17 protein-coding genes are annotated in these 21,970 nt (G+C 48.3%); 7 read left to right on the top strand and 10 right to left on the bottom strand.

Annotated elements, in window-relative coordinates; all coding sequences use genetic code 11:
* Positions 1-126: 126 nt before the first annotated feature.
* The 6 genes from BCOA_RS28875 to BCOA_RS28850 form a co-directional block, all read right to left on the bottom strand.
* The gene (locus tag BCOA_RS28875) at positions 127-435 is read right to left on the bottom strand and encodes a thioredoxin family protein (protein WP_014097524.1); all 309 of its coding nucleotides are present in this window, start codon (positions 433-435) and stop codon (positions 127-129) included.
* 58 nt (positions 436-493) lie between these two features.
* The gene (gene gcvH / locus BCOA_RS28870) at positions 494-877 is read right to left on the bottom strand and encodes a glycine cleavage system protein GcvH (RefSeq protein ID WP_014097523.1); all 384 of its coding nucleotides are present in this window, start codon (positions 875-877) and stop codon (positions 494-496) included.
* Between the two features lie 70 nt (positions 878-947).
* Positions 948-1,307 carry an arsenate reductase family protein gene (locus BCOA_RS28865; protein WP_014097522.1) on the bottom strand — a complete coding sequence of 120 codons (360 nt, stop codon included), beginning with the start codon at positions 1,305-1,307 and terminating at the stop codon, positions 948-950.
* A gap of 103 nt (positions 1,308-1,410) precedes the next feature.
* Positions 1,411-3,195: an acyl-CoA dehydrogenase family protein gene (locus BCOA_RS28860; RefSeq protein WP_014097521.1), complete on the bottom strand. Its 1,785-nt coding sequence runs from the start codon at positions 3,193-3,195 to the stop codon at positions 1,411-1,413.
* Positions 3,196-3,459: 264 nt separating this feature from the next.
* Positions 3,460-4,638, bottom strand: a complete 1,179-nt coding sequence (locus tag BCOA_RS28855; RefSeq protein ID WP_014097520.1) for an acetyl-CoA C-acetyltransferase — start codon at positions 4,636-4,638, stop codon at positions 3,460-3,462.
* 178 nt (positions 4,639-4,816) lie between these two features.
* Positions 4,817-7,201: a 3-hydroxyacyl-CoA dehydrogenase/enoyl-CoA hydratase family protein gene (locus BCOA_RS28850; RefSeq protein ID WP_014097519.1), complete on the bottom strand. Its 2,385-nt coding sequence runs from the start codon at positions 7,199-7,201 to the stop codon at positions 4,817-4,819.
* A 198-nt stretch (positions 7,202-7,399) separates the two neighbouring features.
* Here BCOA_RS28850 and BCOA_RS34740 point away from each other — a divergent pair, with 198 nt between their 5' ends.
* Both BCOA_RS34740 and BCOA_RS28845 read left to right on the top strand, forming a co-directional pair.
* Positions 7,400-7,531, top strand: a complete 132-nt coding sequence (locus BCOA_RS34740; protein ID WP_013860151.1) for a YuzL family protein — start codon at positions 7,400-7,402, stop codon at positions 7,529-7,531.
* Positions 7,532-7,601: 70 nt separating this feature from the next.
* A complete protein-coding gene (locus tag BCOA_RS28845) occupies positions 7,602-7,856 on the top strand; it encodes a hypothetical protein (protein ID WP_014097518.1) in 255 nt (84 codons plus the stop codon).
* A gap of 461 nt (positions 7,857-8,317) precedes the next feature.
* Here the strand turns inward: BCOA_RS28845 and BCOA_RS28835 are convergent, their stop codons facing one another.
* A complete protein-coding gene (locus tag BCOA_RS28835) occupies positions 8,318-9,541 on the bottom strand; it encodes an IS110 family transposase (RefSeq protein WP_013858393.1) in 1,224 nt (407 codons plus the stop codon).
* A gap of 412 nt (positions 9,542-9,953) precedes the next feature.
* Here BCOA_RS28835 and BCOA_RS28830 point away from each other — a divergent pair, with 412 nt between their 5' ends.
* Entirely contained in the window at positions 9,954-10,301 is a 348-nt protein-coding gene (locus BCOA_RS28830; RefSeq protein WP_014097517.1) for a spore coat protein, read from the top strand.
* 35 nt (positions 10,302-10,336) lie between these two features.
* On the opposite strand, the gene BCOA_RS28825 is transcribed toward BCOA_RS28830, so the two are convergent.
* Complete coding sequence (locus BCOA_RS28825) at positions 10,337-11,491, bottom strand: FtsW/RodA/SpoVE family cell cycle protein (protein ID WP_014097516.1); 1,155 nt, start codon at positions 11,489-11,491, stop codon at positions 10,337-10,339.
* 236 nt (positions 11,492-11,727) lie between these two features.
* Between BCOA_RS28825 and BCOA_RS28820 the strand changes: the two genes are divergently transcribed.
* The gene (locus BCOA_RS28820) at positions 11,728-12,048 is read left to right on the top strand and encodes a thioredoxin family protein (protein ID WP_014097515.1); all 321 of its coding nucleotides are present in this window, start codon (positions 11,728-11,730) and stop codon (positions 12,046-12,048) included.
* Positions 12,049-12,088: 40 nt separating this feature from the next.
* Here BCOA_RS28820 and BCOA_RS28815 read toward each other — a convergent pair whose 3' ends face one another.
* Positions 12,089-13,528, bottom strand: a complete 1,440-nt coding sequence (locus tag BCOA_RS28815) for a phospholipase D family protein (protein WP_014097514.1) — start codon at positions 13,526-13,528, stop codon at positions 12,089-12,091.
* 124 nt (positions 13,529-13,652) lie between these two features.
* Here BCOA_RS28815 and BCOA_RS35130 point away from each other — a divergent pair, with 124 nt between their 5' ends.
* Together BCOA_RS35130 and BCOA_RS28810 are read left to right on the top strand one after the other, a co-directional pair.
* Complete coding sequence (locus BCOA_RS35130) at positions 13,653-13,808, top strand: lmo0937 family membrane protein (RefSeq protein ID WP_014097513.1); 156 nt, start codon at positions 13,653-13,655, stop codon at positions 13,806-13,808.
* A 374-nt stretch (positions 13,809-14,182) separates the two neighbouring features.
* On the top strand, positions 14,183-17,380 hold the full coding sequence (locus tag BCOA_RS28810; RefSeq protein WP_014097512.1) for an efflux RND transporter permease subunit: 3,198 nt from the start codon (positions 14,183-14,185) through the stop codon (positions 17,378-17,380).
* A 1,532-nt stretch (positions 17,381-18,912) separates the two neighbouring features.
* Here the strand turns inward: BCOA_RS28810 and BCOA_RS28795 are convergent.
* Positions 18,913-19,944: an EAL domain-containing protein gene (locus tag BCOA_RS28795; protein WP_014097510.1), complete on the bottom strand. Its 1,032-nt coding sequence runs from the start codon at positions 19,942-19,944 to the stop codon at positions 18,913-18,915.
* Positions 19,945-20,251: 307 nt separating this feature from the next.
* Here BCOA_RS28795 and BCOA_RS28790 point away from each other — a divergent pair, with 307 nt between their 5' ends.
* Complete coding sequence (locus tag BCOA_RS28790; protein WP_014097509.1) at positions 20,252-21,745, top strand: catalase; 1,494 nt, start codon at positions 20,252-20,254, stop codon at positions 21,743-21,745.
* The last annotated feature ends 225 nt before the right edge of the window (positions 21,746-21,970 follow it).

The raw sequence follows: 21,970 nt of genomic DNA, 5'->3' as shown, positions 1-21,970 counted from the left end.
TCTGAAAAAAGTTTTTTCTGCGGTTGAACGGCGTTTCCGCGCAAAAGCCCTGCCATTTTTTTCGCCATTCAAGCGAGGTTTCCGTTTATGAATGCCCACACCGGATTGGTTTGCGCTGTTGTCTCATTAAAAAGAAGACAATTTTTCAAATAGTGACGGGACGGATTGAAAAGCGTACACTTTGTCTATTACTTTCCCGTTTTTGAGCAGGAGCAGGCACGGCACGCTTTCGATCTGGTATTTTTCCGCCATTTGCGGCACGTAATTCAGATTGGCTTTGGCATAAGGAAATCGGGGGACAGCCTGTTCTGCAATCTCCAGCATCCTCCCCGCCAGCTGGCATGTACCGCATAATGGCGTGTAAAAGTACAGGGCAAGTTTTTCTTCCTGCAAAATCCGTTCCTCCAGTTGTTTTTCCTTTGTCCAGTCTTGCATCGTAATCCATCCTTTACACAAAAAGGCACCGCAGCTTGGTGTGCAGTGCCTGTTATTTTTATGCTTCGTTGATCATTTCCTCGTACTGTTCCGCCGTCAGCAAATCATCCAATTCAGCCGGGTCGGACGGTTCAACGACAATCATCCACGCTTTTTCGTACGGGGATTCATTAACGAATTCCGGGCTATCGCTTAAATCTGCGTTGACCGCAACGACTTTGCCGCTGACCGGCGCATACAGTTCCGATACCGTTTTCACGGATTCGACACTGCCAAACGGTTCTTTTGCCGTGACTTCATCGCCTTCTTCCGGCAGCTCAACAAATACGATATCGCCGAGTTCGGCCTGGGCAAAATCGGTGATGCCGATCCGGACATGGCCGTCTTCTTCTTTCACCCACTCATGATCTTCCGTATACCGCAGTTCCTCAGGTACCGCCATCTCAATCCCTCCGTTATGTATCCGTAATAGCCTTCAGTTTTAAATTACCGAAAAACAGCGCTTAAATCAATCACTTTTTCAGCAATTTTTCATACGCATCCTCTTTAAATCCGAACACGGCAAAGGCATCGCCTGCAAGAATCGGCCGTTTGATCAGCATGCCGTCGGAAGCCAGCAGTTCAAGCGCTTCTTCTTCGCTCATTTCCGGGATCTTGTCTTTCAAACCGAGTTCGCGGTACTTCTGCCCGCTCGTGTTGAACAGCCTTTTGATCGGCAGCCCGCTTTTTTCATAAAAGTCCTTAAGAAGTGCTTTTGAAGGGGGATTTTCGACAATGTGCACCGCTTCATAGGCAACGTCATGTTCGTCCAACCATTTTTTCGCTTTCCGGCAAGTCCCGCATTTCGGATACCAATAGAAAGTAAGGGCCATTTTTGTCCACTCCTGTCATCTTGTCTTATCTGTATGTTAGCTGATTTTTCCCGGCGATGCAAAAGAAAAGGGACTCCGGCCGGGCCGGAAATCCCTTCTTTTATTACAGCACATAGCGTTCTGCATCGATCAATTTATCCGCGGCTTCGCGTTTTTTCGCAATGACATTGGTTGGCGTATGGCGCGTCAGCTTGCGGAGGGCGGAAAGCGTCATTTGCAGCTGGTCGCCTTCAAGGCAGGCTGCGAGCGATTCTTTTGCAATTTGTTCGCATTGATTGAACGCTTCCTGTGTGAAAATTTGGGTATACAGCAGTTTTTGGTTCTGTTTTTCGGCACCATCTTTGTTGATTGCTTTTTCCGTCCGAAGCACGCACGATTCTGCCGCATATATATTCGAAACGAGATCTGCCACGTTGGCAAGCAGTTCCTGTTCGTTTTCGAATTTTTTGCCGTACGTTTGCAACGCAGTGCCTGCGACGAGCAGGGCGATCTTCTTCATGTTGCGGACGAGGTATTTTTCCTGTTCAAGCGGCGCGTCGCCGACTTGTTCCGGCATCATCATCATGAGTTCTTCCTGCAGGCTTTGCGCTTTTTGTAACAGCGGCAGTTCCCCGCTGAACGCTTTTTTCACGTATGTGCCCGGTACGATCAGGCGGTTGATTTCGTTTGTTCCTTCAAAAATGCGGTTAATCCGGGAATCGCGATAGGCACGCGAGACTTCGTATTCGTCCATAAAGCCGTAACCACCGTGGATTTGCACCGCTTCATCGACGACATAATCCAGCACTTCAGAAGCGAAGAATTTGTTCAGCGAGCATTCAATCGCATATTCGGCGATCGCATTGGCCACTGCCCGCCCGTCTTTTTCTTCTTCCGGTGTAAAGTGGCTCATTCTTTCATCGAACAATCCGACTGTCCGGTAGACGGAGCTTTCGGCTGCATACAGTTTCGATGCCATCGTGCCGAATTTTTCTTTTGTCAGGTTAAACTGCGAGATCGGTGTTTTGAACTGCTGGCGGCCGTTCGCATATTTTAAGGCGATTTCAAGCACGTGTTTGCTGGAGCCGACCGCGCCGACGCCTAATTTATAACGACCGATGTTTAAAATGTTAAACGCGATTTTATGCCCTTTGCCGATTTCCCCAAGCACGTTTTCAACCGGAACCGGTACGTCTTCCAGGATAAGCGTTCTTGTGGAAGAAGATTTGATCCCCATTTTCTTTTCTTCCGCTCCCGTTGAAACGCCCGGGAATGTGCGTTCCACGATAAAGGCCGTGAACTTGTCGCCGTCAACCTGCGCATACACGGTGAAAACATCAGCAAATCCGGCGTTCGTGATCCACTGTTTTTCTCCGTTTAAAATATAATGCGTGCCGGCTTCGTTTAATCTTGCAACCGTTTTGGCGCTCCGTGCGTCCGAGCCCGAGCTTGGTTCCGTTAAGGCATAAGCCGCAAGCCATTCGCCGGTTGCGAGTTTCGGCAAATATTTTTTCTTTTGTTCCTCGTTGCCGAACAAAACGATCGGAAGCGAACCGATGCCGACGTGCGCGCCGTGGGAAATGGCAAAACCGCCGACTTTTGCGAGCTTTTCGGAAATCAGGGCGGAGCTTACTTTATCAAGGGCGAGACCGCCGTATTCTTCCGGGACATCGGCGCTCAAAAGCCCGAGTTCGCCTGCTTTTTTCAACAATTTGACAGAGCGGTCAAATTCATGGTTTTCCAGATATTCAATTTGCGGGACCACTTCATTGTTCGTATAGTCTTCCGCCGTTTTGGCGATCATTTTTTGTTCTTCTGTCAGCTCTTCCAGCGTAAACACTTGGTCCGGTGTGATGTCCTCAATTAAAAAACTGCCGCCTTTTACAAATGCATCCGTTTTGTTTGCCATTTACAATTCCTCTCCTTTTTATCTATAATGATCGGCCGCAGATGTGCTCCGCGGCTCTTATTTCCATTAATAACGATTCAACAGGCGGATCCGGCTCCGGCGTTTTGCCTTTAGAAACAGCTGATCCGCTTTTTACCATGGTCCGGTGTTTTGCCGTTCGGAACCGGCTGCTCTGCTTTTGGCCCCGGCATCTATCCATTTCATGATCCGGTATCTGACGTTGCCATTTGAAACCGGCTAGCCGCCTGGTTCGGCTCACTGCAATCAGGACACGAGCTCAAACACACCTGCTGCACCCATGCCGCCGCCGATACACATCGTGACGACGCCGAACTGCACGTTTCTGCGCTTCATTTCATGGGCAAGCGTCAAAGTCAGCTTGGCGCCTGTGCAGCCGAGCGGATGGCCGAGGGCAATTGCGCCGCCGTTAACATTGACGATGTCTTCATTAAGGCCGAGCTGGCGGATAACCTGGATGGACTGGGAAGCAAAAGCTTCATTCAGTTCGAACAACCCGATATCCTCAAGGCTCAACCCTGCCAGTTTCAAAGCTTTCGGCACGGCTTCCACCGGGCCGATCCCCATGATTTCAGGCGGCACCCCGGCAACGGCGAACGAGCGGAATTTCAACAGCGGCTTAAGCCCGAGTGATTCAGCCTTTTCTTTATCCATGAGCATTACTGCAGCCGCGCCGTCGCTTGTTTGCGACGAGTTCCCGGCCGTTACGGTTCCGGTTACCGAGAATGCCGGGCGCAGTTTTCCGAGCGTTTCTACATTTGTATCCGGCCGGACCCCTTCATCCTGCGAAAAGACGACTTTCTTTTCAACAAGTTTGTTGTCTTCGCCGACCGAACGTAATGTGACCTCAACCGGCACAATTTCGTCTTTGAATTTGCCTTCTGCAATCGCTTTTGCCGCTTTTTGGTGGCTGCGCACGCTGAAGGCATCCTGGTCTTCGCGGCTGACGCCGAATTTTTTGGCGACTTCTTCGGCCGTATGCCCCATGCCCATATAATATTCCGGCGCAGTTTCTGCAAGTCGTACATTCGGGCGGACGACATGCCCCATCATCGGGACAAGGCTCATCGATTCCGCACCGCCGGCAATGATCGTGTCAGCGTGGCCGAGCATGATCCTTTCGGCGCCGTAAGCAATCGCCTGCAGCCCGGATGAGCAGTAGCGGTTGATCGTAATCGCCGGCACCGTATCCGGCAATCCTGCTAGGGCCCCGATATTGCGTGCCATATTGAGCCCCTGTTCCGCTTCCGGCATGGCGCAGCCGATAATCAAATCATCAATATTTCCTTCATAGTTGCCGGCGCGTTTTAACGTTTCTTTTACGACAAGTGCACCTAAATCATCCGGCCGTGTTTGTGCGAGCGTCCCTTTTTTTGCTTTGCCGACCGGTGTTCTCGCCCCTGCAACAATGACAGCTTCCCTCATCACATTCCCCTCTTTCCGTGTTTTTGTAAAAGGCCCCTTCATCACCGCATGGGGTGATGAATCGGGGTTTTCCCATATACAGCCGCTTTCCTTGGGAGAACCCCTTTATGTTGTATGCGAAAAATTTGGACGGAATCTTTTCCTGCCAGAGGATCGGCATTCGCCAATCCGTGTGGCTTTAATTCCGTAACGGTTTTCCTTTTAACAGCATGTGTTGCATCCGCTGCTGTGTTTTCGGCTGTGCAATCAGGCTCAGGAACGCTTCCCTTTCCAAATCGAGCAAGTATTGTTCATCCACTTTTGTCCCGAACGGCACTTTCCCGCCTGAAAGCACAAAGGCGATCTTTTTCGCGATTTCAAGGTCATAGTCGGAAATATAGCCCGACAGATGCATTTGCTGTGCCCCGAGCAACAGCGCCGCATAACCGGATTCACCTGTGACCGGCACTTTTTCGCGGACAGGCGGTTTGTACCCTGCGTCAGCAAGGCGTAGCACAGCCTGTTTTGCATCATAAATCAAATGGTCCTGGTTAAAGCTGACGCCGTCCGTCCGGTCAAGGAAGCCGGACTCGCGCGCTTCTTCAGCAGAAGTGGACACTTTCGCCATTGCAATCGTTTCAAATACCTTGTTCACGACATTTTGCAAGTCAAACTGTACGCCTTCCGGAATGTTTTTCAAATGCTTGATGTACAGCTCTTTGTTACCGCCGCCGCCCGGAAGCAGGCCGACACCGGTTTCGACAAGGCCCATATACGTTTCGCTTGCCGCCTGGATATGCGCCGTATGCAGGCACACCTCCGCGCCGCCGCCCAAAGTCATCGCAAACGGTGCCGCGACAACCGGTTTTTGGCTGTATTTGATCTTCATCATCGTGTTCTGGAACTGGCGGACGACCATGTCAAGTTCAAAAATATTGTCATCCTGCGCTTCCATCAGCATCAAAGCAAGGTTTGCGCCGACACAGAAGTTTTTGCCCTGGTTGCCGATCACAATTCCTTTGTAATGCTTTTCTGCTTCGTCCACGGCATAATTGATCATTTGCAAAATGTCGAGCCCGATTGTGTTACTCTTTGAGTGGAATTCAAGCAGCAGCACCCCGTCGCCGATGTCGATTAAGCTTGCGCCGGCATTTTCTTTCAGCACTTTGCCCTGCGTTTTCAAAGCTTTGAGATTGATTTCTTTCGGATTGGCTGGAAGCGGCTTGTATGCTCCGTTGTCATAGTACGAGACAACGCCGTTTTCTTCTTTGTAAAAAGACGTGAAGCCTTTTTCCAGCATGCCTTTCACCCAGCCGGGCACTTGAAGGCCGTCCTCTTCCATTTTTTGCACGGATTTTTCAACGCCGATTGCATCCCATGTTTCAAACGGGCCGAATTTCCAGCCGAAGCCCCATTTCATCGCCTGGTCGATGGCGAGAATATCATCGGCAATCACGCCTGAAAGTTCTGCCGAATACACAAGGCAAGGCGCGAGAATATTCCAGAGCAGCCGTCCGGCACGGTCATCCGCATACACAATCGTTTTGATTTTATTGGCAGTTCCTTTTGCCTGCCGGGCCGCTTCCAAAGAAGCCGCTTTCATTTTCGTGCGTTCGCCGTATTCCAGCGTTTCCGGATTTAATTCATAGATTTCTTTTCCCTTTTTTTCATAAAAGCCTTTGCCGGTTTTGCTGCCAAGCCAGCCGTTTTCAACGAGCTTGTGCATGAATGCCGGCACTTTAAAAACTTCTTTTTCTTCGCCTTCCGTTTTTTCATACACGTTATTCGCAACATGGACGAACGTATCGATCCCGACCACATCGAGCGTCCGGAACGTTGCGCTTTTTGGCCGGCCGATCACCGGGCCTGTCACGGAATCGACTTCGCCGACCGTGTAGCCGCCTTTCATCATCTCCCGCACGGTGACAAGCAGGCCGTATGTACCGATGCGGTTGCCAATAAAGTTTGGCGTATCTTTTGCAAGCACGACACCTTTTCCGAGCACATCTTCGCCGAACTGTTTCATAAATGAAGTGACGTCCGGGTCGGTGTCAGCGGTCGGAATCACTTCGAGCAATTTCAAATAGCGCGGCGGGTTAAAAAAGTGGGTCCCGAGAAAATGCTTTCTGAAATCTTCGCTCCGCCCTTCCGCCATCGCTTCGATCGAAATGCCGGACGTGTTTGAGCTTACAATGGTTCCCGGCCGGCGGAAGCGTTCCACTTTTTCGAATACTGATTTTTTAATATCCAAACGTTCTGTTACCACTTCAATAATCCAGTCGGCTTCTTTCAGCCGTTCAAGATCGTCTTCCAGGTTGCCCGCTTCAATAAGCGCCAGGCTCTTTTTCGATGTGAGCGGGGCCGGTTTCTGTTTTAAAAGCTTCTGCAGTGCAGACTGGCTGAAGCGGTTTCGGACGGCTTTGTCCTCCAATGTGTACCCCTTTGCTTTCTCTGCTTCCGTGAGTGCATTCGGGACGATGTCGAGCAAAAGTACCGGAATCCCGATGTTTGCCAGATGTGCGGCGATGCCCGATCCCATTACACCGGAACCGATGACAGCCGCTTTTTGAATGGTATACCGCATAGTGCATCCCCTTTCTTTTTGAATGAATGCTCATTCATTAAGCGCTTAAAAAAATAACGCTTTCATCTTTAATAATAATATATACGAATTTTTTCATTCTATCAATCACTTCATCTCAAAAAATCGCCATTTTTTAAAATTTTTTATATGTCTAGCCGTTTTGGGCAAGCTAAACGAAAAGCGTGGGGAGGTGAACCAATGGCAAAGCTAAAGAAAAATCCGTCAAAAGCGGGTGTGAGCGCGGCAAGCGTAAAAGGCAATGCCGGCCCGACAGTGGAGCGTGACGGCGGCGGAAAAGTAAACAGCCAAAACAACCAGTACAAAAAATAAGCAGGCGGCTGCATAGGATCCGCAGCTCATTCAAACAATAAAGGAAGACTTGGATAAAGGAGGAAATGGAATGCAACAACAGCCTTTTTCACAGCAGCAAAACGGGCAAACGGTTTACAACGCCCCACCCGATGTCATGTCAACAAAAGATTTGGCCTATGTGGATGATATGCTGGCCTGGAATCTGCTGGCGATGAAAAAAGCGCATGATGCGGCAACGCGCTGCCAGGACAATGAATTGAAAGCTGTTTTTGAAGCATGCGGGCAAATGCACCAGCGCCACTACAACCAGATTTTGGGGCATTTGAAAAGCCACTTGCAATAACAAAAATGAATGCCAGCCTGCCACAAAAAGCGAACCCTGCTTTTCCCGTTCATAAAGGGCATGCGTTCGCACCCGGAAAGGGGCAGGCACCCCGCTCCGGAATGCGCGCACAGCTCGGGCCAAAGAAAAAAGCAGGCTGTCCGTCCGGGGCAACCGCACTTCCCGGCCTGAATTGGCCGCCCCGGCAACCGTGATTAACGGAAAACGGGCGCTGCCCCGTCCGAGCCCTGGCAGGCGAATCTGCACGTGTCTCGCGGCAGAGATACCTAAATGCGGAACGCGCATAATACGACCATTTTAAAAAAGTCCTACGGTGTGATGTCAAGGGTTAAAAACAAGTGAATTGGAAATTTTGTTGGCTCTATGTCGTAAAAATGGCAATACTGAACTAAGCCTCCAGATAATTGGAATAATCTGGAAGTTTTCAAGTTCAGGCTATCGATGATGGTTACCTGGTTACCTCATCGCGTCACCTTCTTTTTCGGCGCATAAATTTGATCGTTGCGGAGCAGCGCATCGATCAGGCGCACCAGTTTTCTTGCCGTTAAGACGAGGGCGCGTTTGTGTGAGTGCTTATGCACCTCACGATATTTCTTTTGGTAAAAGGCGCGGTACTCAGGTTCGTGTCGCCGGACCAGATTGGCAGCCTCAACCAGGTAATACCGGAGATAACGATTGCCTGTACGCGCAAGCATTTTGTCATCAGCCTCAAAATCACCCGATTGGTGGCGGGGCCAGAACAATCCAGCAAATTTTGCGATCGCGGCTTGGTCGTCAAAGCGCTCAATGTCGCCGATTTCAGCGAGAATCCCAGCACAGCTCACCGGGCCTATTCCCGGAATGGTCTGGAGGGTATTCGGGATTCCATCAAGAACGCGGGCAATCGCCTTATCCAAATCCTTGATTTGGCGTTTAAGATGCCGGATGATCTCAATAGAACTGCCCAGGACCAAGTCAATCGAATCCTCCACACATTTAGAAAGCCGGTAAGAGGACCGGGCAGCTTTTTGGATGGATGCGGCCAAATCCTCGGGATCGCTAAAGCGGCCATGGCCTTTGGTCTGGAGATACATCGCTAAGTCCTCTAGAGGCATTTGGGCAATTTCATCGAGGCTATAGGCCTCAAGCAAAAATTCCGTTATGGCATGGCCGAAGACCGGTGTATCCACTTCAAGGTTAAAGGCACTGAATTTGAAAAACAGATGATTCAAAAATACCTGTTGTTCCCGGGTTAAACTTTGAATCAGGTGATAGCGCATCCGTGTTAACCGTTGAAGGGCAAGGTATTGTTCTGACTGAATCACGGATTTCGGCAATCTCCCGAAACGCAAGCGGTCCGCAATTACCCAGGCATCTTTGGGATCGGTCTTGTCCATCTCGGCATAAGCCTTTTTGAAATTTCTCACCAGCTTCGGATTCAGGGTAAACACCTTTGTACGACGCTGTTTCAGCTCGGGATCTTCATGGAAAAACATTGCCGGGTGCCAACTATACACAGATGTGGCCTCCATGGCGATCTGGATGGTGTCATCCGCCTCCGCATGTTGGAGGATGGCGTCTCTTAACTCAGAGGCACCGGGAAGATTGTTTGTCACCGTTTGGGTGGCCAACGTTTCCCCCATTCCATCCATCAGGCAGGCATCGAGGTTTTTGGAGCTCACGTCAATACCGACAAATAAGGGCATATGATTTCCTCCTCTCTGTATTGGGATCGATGGAATCGGACGCTTCGGGATATCCCCAGATGGCTTGCCGATCTGTCAGCCTCGCGTATGAGAACTCATCCGGGCCGTGGGCTGCCTGGAACTGCTCATTTCCAGCACGGAGATCCGGAGGAACGGCCTACGGGTTAGACGTTCAAGCAAGAACCTGGGGATGCAGACTTTTCGAGTAGTCAGGCTACAAGGAGGGGAAGCATTGACCCAAACGATCCTAAGACCATTATCCGGGAACATCGCGAAGCGTCCAAGTCCGAACTTGTATTCCGGGCGAGCCCGGAATACAAAATCTTATATTCACTTGTCAATGAGCAGCAGAATGAACTGGAAATTGACATCCACTTTGGATTTAAACTTATTATACGAGGAGGTACAACATTTGGATTCCCAACAACAGCAGCAGCAAAAAATTCAAAACCCGAAGACACAATTTCCTGAAACACCAGAAATGAACGACCGCGATCTTGCCAATGACCTGCTTTCGATGGAAAAATATATGACCGCTTCTTATAATACTGCTATGAACGAAGCGAGCCACGAAAAACTGTATCGCGATCTTCTGACCATTTTTACGGAAACGCAGAATGAGCAGCGCAAATTGTATGAGACGATGTTCCAAAAAGGCTGGTACAGTATGGAAGCGGCAGAACAGCAAAAACTGCAACAGTCTTTCCAGCAGCACCAAGGCTACGCTTCGCAATTCCCGTACGGCGGGCAGGTGCAATAGCCGCAAAAAACAGGCGGCACGGGGCCGCCTGTTTTTTATTTTTCGTTAGAAAACATATATTTTCTGTAATGGTAACGGATTGAAAAAATAAATCCGACCGCAAGCATATTCCCCATCAGCGAACTCCCACCGTAGCTGATAAACGGCAGCGGGATCCCGGTAATCGGCAGCACCTGGATCGTCATGCCGATATTTTCAAACACATGGAACGTAATCATCGCAATGACGCCTGCGCAAATGTAGGAATAAAAATCATTTTTCGTCTCAAGCCCTGCTTTTATAATATGGTAAATAAGCATAAAAAACAGGCCAATAACAATGCTCCCGCCGATAAAGCCGAACTGCTCGCCGATCACGCTGAAAATAAAGTCCGTCTGGTTTTCCGGAAGGCTCACTTCAGTTGTGCCAAGCCCCTTTCCAAACGTCTGGCCGGAACCAATGGCCAAAAGGGACTGAATCAGGTGGTAGCCGTCTGTATTGGAATAGTTATAAGGATCAATCCAGGCATAGATCCGGCCAAACTGGTACGAACGGACGCCAAGATATTTTTCGAGAAGTGCCGGCTGCCAGAGGACGAGATAAAAAATCAATCCTGCCAGTGCCGCGCCGCTGCTAAAAATCGGAAGCAATAGTTTCCATGTGATGCCTGACACAAATACAAGCCCGAAAAATATCGCAATAAACACAAGTGACGTTCCCAAATCCTGCCCAATGGTCAACATGAGCGGCACAAACAAGCAGATGCCGAGTTTCACAAACAGCCAGAAATCCGATTTTACTGACCGGTTCAGCACTTTTTCATTATGATCGGAAATAAGGCGCGCCATTGCTAAAATTAAAAATGGCTTCATGATTTCAGAAGGCTGGAATGTCCCAATTACCGGAAACACAAACCAGTTTTTCGCCCCATTACGCTCCGGGGCAATGCTGGCTGGTGCCAGGATCAGCAAAATCAACAGCAAAATCCCGAACCCGTAACCGTACCACGATATTTTTTTCAGCTGGTCGGAGTCAAGGCGGATCACCAATGCGATAATGATCGCGCCGACCACATAGTTGATGACTTGTTTTATCAGAAAGCTGCTGTCAGCCGTATAAATGGCAACAAGGCTGACAATGCAGAACAACATCAGCGTTAAAACCAGCCCGTAATCAATTTTAGAACCTTCATCCCGCGAAGACAATTCCATCACCTGACTTCTCAATGCCGGAACCGCCGGCCGTAAAATAAAATAAATGATACGGATCCTTCAAAACAACTGACCCCCATCATTTTTTCATACAAGCTTTATTATACATCATACGTGAAGAAGCACAATCCTTTTCGTTTTGGAAATATTTCTTTGGCAGGTTGAAAAATGTTGAAATTCCTCTGCCGCTCTATATACAATAAGAAAGAATGATGAAAGGATGGAGATGGTCTGGAGTGGAAGCGATTAAAAGTGCGGAAGAATTTAAAACGGTAACGGGAGGAGAAGCACCGGTTATCGTGAAATTTTATGCAGATTGGTGTCCGGATTGCAAAGTGATGAATCTGTTTATTGGTGATGTGATCAAGGACTATCCGCAATATAAATGGTATGAAATCAACAGCGACGCGTTCCAAGCGATTGCGGATGAAAACCAGGTGATGGGGATTCCGAGCCTGCTCGTTTTCCAAAACGGCGAGAAAAAAGCGCATCTGCACAGTGCAAATGCAAAGTCGCCGGAAGAAGTACGCGAATTTTTAAATCATGTCGTATTGTAAAAAAAGGACCCGGAGCCGGGGAAGGCGTTCCGGGTCTTTTTTAATACGTTGTCAGTTTCAGCACTTCCTGGAGGCGGTAAAGGACTTTTAACAAATAAGTGGAGAAGCCTTCGTGTTTTTTGTACGGGACGGTAAAAGCGCCGTCTTCATTGTTCCACAGCCGCCCGAAGTACCGGCGGATCTCTTTTGTGATGGCCGCATCATTCGGTGCCTTCACAAATAAATCGGTCTCCAAATTATAATCGTCCAGGTTGCGAAGCGTTAAATTGGTCGACCCGCCGAAAAAGAGCGAGCGGCCGGGCTTTTCAATCCAGACCAGCTTCGGATGGAATTGCTCGAGCCCGGTATTATACCAGCGGATTTTGATCTTTCCATCCGTTTTCTTTACGAGTTCCTGTGCAACAGGCTGGTTGGGAAGCCCGATTTTTTTATGCCCGAACGCGTTTAAATTCGGGTCGAGGATAAGCCGGATGCGGACGCCGCGGGAAGATGCCTTCTCAAGCGCACGGACCACTTTCCGGTCAGCCAAATAAAACATCGCCATCGAAATCGAATCGCCTTTTTTTGTCGCCTTGATTTCTTTCATCATCCGGTCGTAAACTTTCCCCTCCGTTAACAGCTGGACGGCAATCCTGCCTTTTCCCCTCTCTTTCCCTTTGTATTGCGGCAGCTCCGGGCCGTCCGACATATCGGAAGCCGCCTGCTCCGATTCCAGAACATCCCGAATGACCGGCCCTTTTACAAGAAAAGCGATATTGGAATGCCAGCCGCTTGCGTCATGCGGGTTGCCGGATGCAATGACCGTGCCGTTTTCAGTCGTAAACGTTTTGCGGTGGTTCGCTTTAATATTAAAAAGTTCAAGATACGAGCGGAGCGTCATCTTCGGCGCATTGTCCCCGAAAGCATTTGGCAGCCAGCCGGTCCCGCCCTGGCCGAACCACTGGAAAAACATATGCCAAATCCCGGAATAAAGCGGCGTCGGGTCACGCAGCGAGTCCAAATGCGTAAAGACCACACGGATGCCATGTTCCTTTAGCCGTTTTAAAATGCCAGCTTCATGGGACCCGTAAGAAGTATTGATCGGATCGGTGATGACGATGATGCGGATACCAGGTTCTTTTTCTTTTTTGGCAATCAGCCGGTCTGCAAGCCTCTCAGCAAGCGGCGGCACTTTCATCTTTTGATCATGGTAGCCGTTAAAAAGGAAGAGATCGGCGACGATATATTGATGGGCTTGGTCAATCATCCGGTAAATTTCAGGATAGACGGTCTGCTCCACCTTTCTTTTTCCTGTCCCCTTTTCCCGGTATGTTAAATCCGAAAGAAAACGGATGTCTTGATCGTGAACGTTATATGTTCTGCCTTCATAGGAAATCCCTTTTGGCAGCGGCTTATATGTATGGTACAGCATGACAGCCGCATAAATGGCAATTAAGACAAGCAACCCATAAGACAGCCATTTCTTTCCGCTTTTTTTCATTATAACCCTCCCGTTTTCCTGTATCTTTCCCTTACACCACGCCTGGCAAACATGCAGGCAAGCGTTTGAAAAGCAACGGAACGGGTAACATAAAAGTACTTTAATTTAGAAAGGAAAAGGCTATATGATCTGGACAATTATTGGGATTTTGCTCGTACTTTGGATTTTAGGCATTGTTTTTCACATCGCCGGCGCTTTTGTGCACCTTCTGCTTGTCATCGCCGCCATTGTGCTGCTGTTTAAAATTTTTTCAGGCATGCGCGGAAATAACAGCCGATAGAGGCTGAGGGTATAGATATATAAAATAAACTTAAGTTTTTACTCAAGCCCGAGCACCAATTTGCATCATGACTACTTTTTACAGTAGGCAACAGAGCTAAAGAAATTTTGTTCATTTTATATAGAAGGTTGAGCCGCACCAAAGGCTTTAACCTTCTTTTTTTAGGCAACCCTTTCTTTATCCAATATTCCTTCCGAAAGCTCCGCTCTTTTTCTAAGCGATCCATCAAGTACTGCAATTCTATCCTGTATCTATAGAAGATGCCGGAAAATACTGGCGCATTTTTGGGCTTAAAGGTATAACTATAATGGAGATAGGCTAGCCCATTTCTATCCGGCTCTAGAACGAAAAGACAAAGGAGTGTTGTAAACACTGTGAAGAAGATCATCCAGTTTTGCCTAAACAACAAATTTGCCATTTGGCTGATGACCCTCATTGTGGCGGGTGCTGGGATTTATGCCGGCATGAATATGAAAATGGAAACCATTCCGAATATCGACGCGCCATACATGCTGGTGACAGCCTCTGATCCGGGTGCCACACCGGAAGAAGTCGAAAATAAAATTACGCAACCGATCGAACAACGGCTGAAAAACCTCACCGGCGTCAATACGGTCTCCACTTCCTCGACGGAAAGCAATTCCCAGATCCAGCTTGAGTATAAATATGGCACGGATATGGATCAAGCGAAAAAAGACATCCAGGATGCGCTCGAAAAAGTGGACCTGCCGGATAATATTGACAAGCCGTCCGTAACAAGGATCAGCATCAATGATTTTCCGATCCTGTCTTTAAGTGTGTCGGATAAAAGCCGGTCTTTTCAGCACTTAACGAAAATTGTCGAAGAGGATCTTGTTCCAAAACTGCAGAGCATTGACGGCGTGTCCGATGTGCAGGCTTCCGGCCAGTACGTGCAGGAAGTCCAGCTGACCTTTAAACAGGACAAGTTGAATGCACTGGGGCTCGATGAGGACACTGTCAAAAAAGCGATCCAGGGCGCAAACGTTTCGGTACCGCTCGGCCTCATCAACTTCGGAAAAGAAAACAAATCGGTAGAAATCGATGGAAACGTGAAATCGCTGAAGCATTTTGAGAATCTGAAAATCCCGTACACCCCGAAAACGGGTGCAGCTTCCGCTTCGTCCGCAGCCGCGCAGGCTTCAGGGGCACAATCCCCAAATGCGGCGCAGACTTCAGGAACGCAGGCCTCGGGTGCGCACGCTTCAGGGGCGCAGCAACCGGCGAATGCCGGAACGCAAGCGACGCAAGCCAACGTCGGTATGCCAACCGTTGCGTTAAAAGAGATTGCCGATATCAAAGTTGTCGGCAAGCATGAATCGATTTCTAAAACGAACGGGAAAGATTCAATCGGCATCCAAATTACAAAAGCTCCGGATGCAAACACGGTGGATGTTGCCGATGCAGTAAATAAAAAAGCCGCACAGTTTAAAGCGGACTATAAAGGCACACAAATTTCCACCATTCTGGACCAGGCAACACCTATCAAAGACTCCGTCAAAACGATGTTCGAAAAAGCAATCATCGGGGCCGTATTTGCGATTGTGGTCATCCTGCTGTCTTTGCGGAATGTGCGTTCCACCATTATCGCGGTCATCTCGATCCCGCTCTCGGTGCTGATTGCTTTTATTATTTTGCACCAGCTTGACATCACATTAAACGTGATGACACTCGGAGCCATGACGGTGGCAATCGGGCGCGTTATTGATGACTCGATTGTCGTCATTGAAAATATCTACAGACGCCTGACGTTGCGGGAAGAAAAACTGCGCGGAAAAGCGCTGATTCGTGAAGCGACGGTTGAAGTTTTTAAACCGGTTATGTCTTCCACGATCGTAACCGTCATCGTCTTTGTCCCGCTTGCACTTGTGAGAGGGATGGTCGGGGAACTGTTCATGCCGTTTGCCCTGACGCTAATTTTTGCCTTGCTAGCATCGCTTCTTGTGGCGATCACGGTGGTGCCGATGTTTGCCCATTCGTTATTTAAGAACGGGTTGAAGAAAAACACGCGGACTACGAACGAAGGGCACGGCCGGATCGCTTTATTTTACAAAAAGATTCTGAACTGGTCGCTCAACCATAAGCTGGTCACGTTCGGCATCGCATGCCTGCTTCTTATCGGTAGTTTGTTTTTAATCCCGCTTATCGGCGTCAGCTTTATTGAAAACGAAGGCCAGAAAGTCGTGTATGCCACCTATGCGCCGGAACCAGGGGAAACCCTTTCCGATGTGAAGAAGATAGCAGGAAAAGCGGAGGATTACTTAATCCACCGTAAAAATGTAAAAAATGTGCAATATTCCATTGGGGAGTCGGCTTTCAGCACCAACAGCAACTCCGCCATCTTTGTTGTCGAATATGACCAGGATACCAAAAATTTCGACCGCGAACCGGAAAAAGTCATTAAAGCCCTGCAACAAAGGACGGACCAGGGTACATGGAAATCACAGGACTTCGCATCTATGTCGAATGATGATTTAACGATGTATGTCTATGGCAACAATCTGGATGAAATCAAACCGGTCATCCATAAAATTGAAAAAGTCATGAAAAACAACGACAACTTGAAAAATGTTGAAACCAGCCTTTCCGAAACTTATCAGCAATACACGCTTGTCGCCAACCAGAACAAACTGGCTGCTCTCGGGTTAACAGCCGGCCAGCTCGGAACCGGCCTTGCGCAAACCGGCAACCGGACCGTGCTTACAACCGTTGAAAAAGGCGGAGAAGAATTAAATGTTTACGAACAGAACAAAACCGGGCATTACGACAATATTGGCGATCTGACCAATCAAAAAGTCACGTCGCCCCTCGGCACAAAAGTAGCGCTAAAAGATGTCGTGGACGTGAAAAAAGGCGAAACACCGGATGCGGTTACGAAACGGGACGGCAAAATCTATGCCAGTGTAACCGGCAAGATCAAGACAGCTGACGTTGCGAAAGTGACACAACAAGTCCAAAACAAAGTGGATAAACTCGATATTCCAAAATACATCCATGTCGAAACCGGCGGCGTAACGGAAGACATCAATGACTCGTTTACAAAGCTCGGTTATGCGATGCTGGCTGCTGTTGCGATCGTTTATCTTGTGCTCGTGATTACATTCGGCGGGGCCCTCGCGCCGTTTACCATTCTTTTCTCACTGCCATTTGCCGTAATTGGTGCACTGGTCGCCCTGTACCTGGCGCATGAAACGATCAGCGTCACCGCCATGATCGGCGCCCTGATGCTGATCGGCATCGTGGTGACGAATGCCATTGTGCTAATCGACCGGGTGGTGCATAAAGAAAAGGCGGGGCTGTCCACACGCGAAGCATTGCTTGAAGCAGGCGCGACAAGGCTGCGTCCGATTTTAATGACCGCTTTTGCAACAATCTTTGCACTGATCCCGCTTGCTCTGGGCTACGGCGGCGGCGGGCTCATTTCGAAAGGGGTCGGCATCACAGTAATCGGCGGCTTGACCAGCTCCACTTTACTGACACTTATCATCGTTCCGGTTGTTTACGAATTTTTAATGAAGTTCAGGAAAAAAGAAAAACATCCGGAAGAAGTATGAAAAAAGAGGTTGCCCAGGGGCAACCTCTTTTTTCTGCATGTGGAAGCAGCACCAGCGCTTGCGTCGGAGAGGTAAAACTTGGGAAAGCCGGGATTTACCTGCAAACCCCGGTTCCTGTTCGATTTAGCTTCTTTCAAGTAGGGATGAATAAGCAAAATTCTTAGATTTGGTAAGAATGCTGGAGGCCGGTTTTTTTTCGTGCTTCTTTAACGTAGACGCGCTCTATGTGAAGGAAGGCCTTCGTTTTTCCACGCTTCCTTAACGTAGACGCGCTCTATGTGAAGGAAGGCCTTCGTTTTTCCACGCTTCCTTAACGTAGACGTGCCCTATGTGAAGGAAGACCCTCGTTTTTGCTTGCTTCCTTAACGTAGACGGGGTCTATGTTAAGGAAGGGCTTCGTTTTTCCATGCTTCCTTAACGTAGACGGGGTCTATGTTGAGGAAGGACTTCGTTTTTCCACGCTTCCTTAACATAGGGCTTGCTGAATCACCAAACTTCCTAGATTTGGAAAAACTTAATACAATGTGCAAGGGTTAAAGATGGATTCTTCTATATTTTGAAAAAGAGCTTGCTGACAAATTGGGTACAAATTCAGAATCGGATTCGTTCACCAAGCCCCAAGTAGGACATTTCGAGCCAGGATGCAGCTCCTTTTGTCCTTTTGGCAGATTCAAAAGGACATTTCGGGCTCGGATGCAACGTGTTTTGTCCTTTTGACGGCTACAAAGGGACATTTCGAGCCCAGATGCTGCTCCTTTTGTCCCTTTGACAGCTTCAAAAGGACATTTCAGACCCGGATTCAGCTCCTTTTGTCTTTTTGACAGCTTCAAAAAGACATTTTGGGCCCGGGTGGAGGTCAATTTGTCCTTTTGACGGCTTCAAAAGGACATTTCGGGCTCGGATGCAACGTGTTTTGTCCTTTTGACGGCTACAAAGGGACATTTCGAGCCCGGATGCTGCTCCTTTTGTCCTTTTGATAGCTTCAAAAAGACATTTCAGACCCGGATGCTGCTCCTTTTGTCCTTTTGATAGCTTCAAAAGGACATTTCGAGCCCGGCTGAAGCTCCGTTTGTCCTTTTGGCAGTTTCAAAAGGACATTTCGGGTCTGGATGCAACGTGTTTTGTCCTTTTGACAGCTTCAAAAAGACATTTTGGGCCCGGGTGGAGGTCAATTTGTCCTTTTGACGGCTTCAAAAGGACATTTCGAGCCAGGATTCAGCTCCGTTTGTCCTTTTGACAGCTTCAAAAGGACATTTCAGACCCGGATGCAACGTGTTTTGTCCTTTTGACAGCTTCAAAAAGACATTTCGGACCCAAACGCGACTCCTTTTGGTCCTTTTACATCACGCAAAAGAACAATTTGACCTCACTGTACGGCTAGTTTCTCTTTTTTTGCCAGGTCCGCTGATTCGCATCCTTGCTGAAGAAATTAAAAAAGCCGACCTATCTTTCAGGTCCAGCCTCGTAAACGCAATGAAGATTCATTTTTTAGCAAACGCTACAAAAACGGCCATTGCAAAACCCGAAAGCCCCTAATTTCCCCCAAGAATGATCGCAGCGGGTTCGGGAGCGGGTTTTCCAATATAGTACCCTTGCGCCAAATGCATGCCGATCGATTTGCAATAGAGCAGTTCTTCTTCGCGTTCAATTCCTTCCGCTAGCACATAAATACCGGTTTCTCCCGCAATTTCCATGACTTCCTGCAAAAAGCGCTGTTTGACCTTATTCTCGTCGCAATGGGAAATGAAAAAACGGTCGATTTTCACATAGTTCGGATTTAAAATTTTCAAAGTTTCAAGCGTTGCGTACCCTGAACCGAGATCATCAAGCGCCACGCCGACGCCAAGATCACGGTAGATCCCGAGTATCTTTTTTAAAAAGTGGACATCATTGATCTTCTCGGTTTCCACAACCTCAAAGACAAGGTCCTCCGGGGAAATATCGTACTGTTCGATCAAAGTAAACGTATGCCGCAAGCAAAACTTGTAATCATAAATCGAAGCGGGCAAAAAATTGATAAAGCTCTTCACGCCGCGGGGAAGTTTCTCAGCACGGGCTTTCAGTGCCGCTTCCCTGGCGCGCAAATCCAATAACGAATGCAGTCCGGTTTTATGGGCGACATCAAATAATAGGCCCGGGGGAATGTTCCGGTTCGGCAAACGGGTGCGCAGCAAAGATTCATAGCCGTATATTTGGTTGTCCTGAATGCGGATGATCGGCTGAAAATAACTCGTCAGGCTGCCGGAAATAATCACTTTTACAAGCATCTCATAGCGGATGCGCTCTTTTAATTGAGAAAGCGGCAGGGAGAGCACCGAAAATCCGGACCCGGACGGATGGACACTGGTGAACAGATCAACCGTTTCGGGCATATCTTTTATGATATCAAATAAAGTATCCTTTTCTTCAAACGGAACCATTAAATGCTCGGAAAGGACTTCGTATACACAGGATTTCTGCGTCATATATTCAATGACAGCCTGTGTTTTTTGTATGTATAATAAACCGCTTTCCGGAATATAAAAAGATGCATCGTTCTCCAGGTTTGGCTTCTCATTCAGCATATGATTCATCCTTATCCAGTCGTTTAACTTATTTATACCAAAAAATGCCCGGCAAAGCCACTATTAAAAGCAGGCGGCATCATCCCGGCCGGAAAAAGCGTCCAAAAGCGCTTTTTCTCCCTTTCCTATTCCGCAATTGAGAATTAAATATCGAAAATGAAAATAGAAAATTTCTATCTCACTTCTATTTCCACCCCTTTTCTTTTGATATAAAAAACTTTACTTTAAATTTATTATAAATAAATATTGATTTTTATAATGAATCAGTTATAATATAGACATCAAAATAGCAAAAGGTGGGAAAATGATGAGTGATCAAAAAGACAACAAAAAAATGACAACTGCATTCGGTGCCCCGGTTCCGAATGACACAGATTCAAAAACCGCCGGCAAAAGAGGGCCGTTATTGATGGAGGATGTCTGGTTTATTGAAAAGCTGGCCCACTTCGACCGAGAAGTGATCCCGGAGCGGCGGATGCATGCAAAAGGTTCCGGCGCCTACGGGACATTCACGGTGACAAACGATATAACGAAATATACGAAGGCAAAACTTTTCTCAAAAGTCGGCAAAAAAACCGATATGTTCATCCGTTTCTCAACCGTTGCCGGCGAACGCGGCGCGGCGGATGCCGAACGCGATATCCGCGGAACGGCCATGAAATTTTACACAGAAGAAGGCAATTGGGACCTTGTCGGGAACAACACGCCTGTATTTTTCCTCAGAGACCCGAAACGTTTCCCGGATTTGAACCATGTCGTCAAACGCAACCCGCGCACCAATATGCACAGTGCACAGGCAAACTGGGATTTTTGGACGCTGCTTCCTGAAGCGCTCCACCAAGTAACGATTACGATGAGCGACCGTGGCATTCCGGCAAGCTACCGGAATATGCATATGTTCGGCAGCCATACGTACAGCATGTTCAACGCAAACAATGAACGCGTCTGGGTCAAATTCCACTTTAAAACACAACAGGGCATCAAAAACCTGACGGATGAAGAAGCACAGGAAATCATCGGCCGCGACCGCGACAGCCATCAGCGCGATTTGTACGAAGCGATTGAAAGCGGCGACTATCCGCGCTGGACGATGTACATCCAGGTGATGACGGAAGAAGAGGCGAAAAACCTTCCGTATAATCCGTTCGATTTAACAAAGGTATGGTACCATAAAGATTTTCCGTTGATTGAAGTGGGTATCGTGGAACTGAACCGCAACCCGGAAAACTATTTTGCAGAAGTCGAACAGGCCGCGTTCGCCCCGACCAATATTGTGCCGGGCATCGGGTTCTCGCCGGATAAAATGCTGCAGGGCCGCCTTTTCTCTTACGGCGATGCGCAGCGTTACCGGTTAGGCGTCAACCACTGGCAAATTCCTGTCAACTATCCGAAAAAAGCGGAACACTTCCATCCGTACCACCGCGATGGCGCAATGCGGGTTTTCAATCCGGCTGAAGGCGGTTCCGTTTCATACAGCCCGAACAGTTACGGCGAATGGGAAGACAGCAAGGAGCACGCAGAACCGGCACTCGATATTTTAGGTACGGCTGACTATCACAATTTCCGTGAAGATGACGACAACTATTATGAACAGCCCGGCAAACTGTTCAGGCTGATGGCGCCGGAAGAACAGCAACGACTGTTTGCAAACACCGCCCGCAATATGCAGGGAACGACAAGAGAAGTCCAGCTCCGCCATATTACGAACTGTTATTATGCAGATCCGGCATACGGCGAGGGCGTCGCGCGCGCACTCGGCATTCCGATGAGCGAAGTAGAGGCGGCTGTTTCGAGGAAATAACTGGCGGATGAAGGTTTGCGGTGCCGCTAAATGCACATTTATAAAATGCTCTTCAGTTTTTGCATCAAGCCCGCGCACCAATTTGCCGGATGATGACTTTTTGCGGCAGGCAAAAGAGCGGCAACATTTTGTTCACTTTATATAGGGCTTGCTGAACGAATCCGGTTCTGAATTTGTACCCAATTTGTCTGCAAACTCCATCGCAAAATATATGCGAAAATGCGT

Origin of the sequence: Heyndrickxia coagulans 36D1, assembly GCF_000169195.2 — a bacterium.
GTDB classification, from domain to species: domain Bacteria; phylum Bacillota; class Bacilli; order Bacillales; family Bacillaceae_C; genus Weizmannia; species Weizmannia faecalis.
Note: the sequence above shows the minus strand (reverse complement) of the source record. Positions and strands in the feature narration are given on the sequence as shown.

Excerpts from the sequence above, each read along its gene's own strand:
- BCOA_RS28790 (WP_014097509.1), top strand. The coding sequence starts at position 20,252 with ATGAGTGATCAAAAAGACAACAAAAAAATGACAACTGCATTCGGTGCC.
- BCOA_RS28875 (WP_014097524.1), bottom strand. The coding sequence starts at position 435 with ATGCAAGACTGGACAAAGGAAAAACAACTGGAGGAACGGATTTTGCAG.
- BCOA_RS28835 (WP_013858393.1), bottom strand. The coding sequence starts at position 9,541 with ATGCCCTTATTTGTCGGTATTGACGTGAGCTCCAAAAACCTCGATGCC.
- BCOA_RS28795 (WP_014097510.1), bottom strand. The coding sequence starts at position 19,944 with ATGCTGAATGAGAAGCCAAACCTGGAGAACGATGCATCTTTTTATATT.
- BCOA_RS28815 (WP_014097514.1), bottom strand. The coding sequence starts at position 13,528 with ATGAAAAAAAGCGGAAAGAAATGGCTGTCTTATGGGTTGCTTGTCTTA.
- gcvH (WP_014097523.1), bottom strand. The coding sequence starts at position 877 with ATGGCGGTACCTGAGGAACTGCGGTATACGGAAGATCATGAGTGGGTG.
- BCOA_RS28865 (WP_014097522.1), bottom strand. The coding sequence starts at position 1,307 with ATGGCCCTTACTTTCTATTGGTATCCGAAATGCGGGACTTGCCGGAAA.
- BCOA_RS28825 (WP_014097516.1), bottom strand. The coding sequence starts at position 11,491 with ATGGAATTGTCTTCGCGGGATGAAGGTTCTAAAATTGATTACGGGCTG.
- BCOA_RS28850 (WP_014097519.1), bottom strand. The coding sequence starts at position 7,201 with ATGCGGTATACCATTCAAAAAGCGGCTGTCATCGGTTCCGGTGTAATG.
- BCOA_RS28860 (WP_014097521.1), bottom strand. The coding sequence starts at position 3,195 with ATGGCAAACAAAACGGATGCATTTGTAAAAGGCGGCAGTTTTTTAATT.
- BCOA_RS28855 (WP_014097520.1), bottom strand. The coding sequence starts at position 4,638 with ATGAGGGAAGCTGTCATTGTTGCAGGGGCGAGAACACCGGTCGGCAAA.
- BCOA_RS28845 (WP_014097518.1), top strand. The coding sequence starts at position 7,602 with ATGCAACAACAGCCTTTTTCACAGCAGCAAAACGGGCAAACGGTTTAC.
- BCOA_RS34740 (WP_013860151.1), top strand. The coding sequence starts at position 7,400 with ATGGCAAAGCTAAAGAAAAATCCGTCAAAAGCGGGTGTGAGCGCGGCA.
- BCOA_RS35130 (WP_014097513.1), top strand. The coding sequence starts at position 13,653 with ATGATCTGGACAATTATTGGGATTTTGCTCGTACTTTGGATTTTAGGC.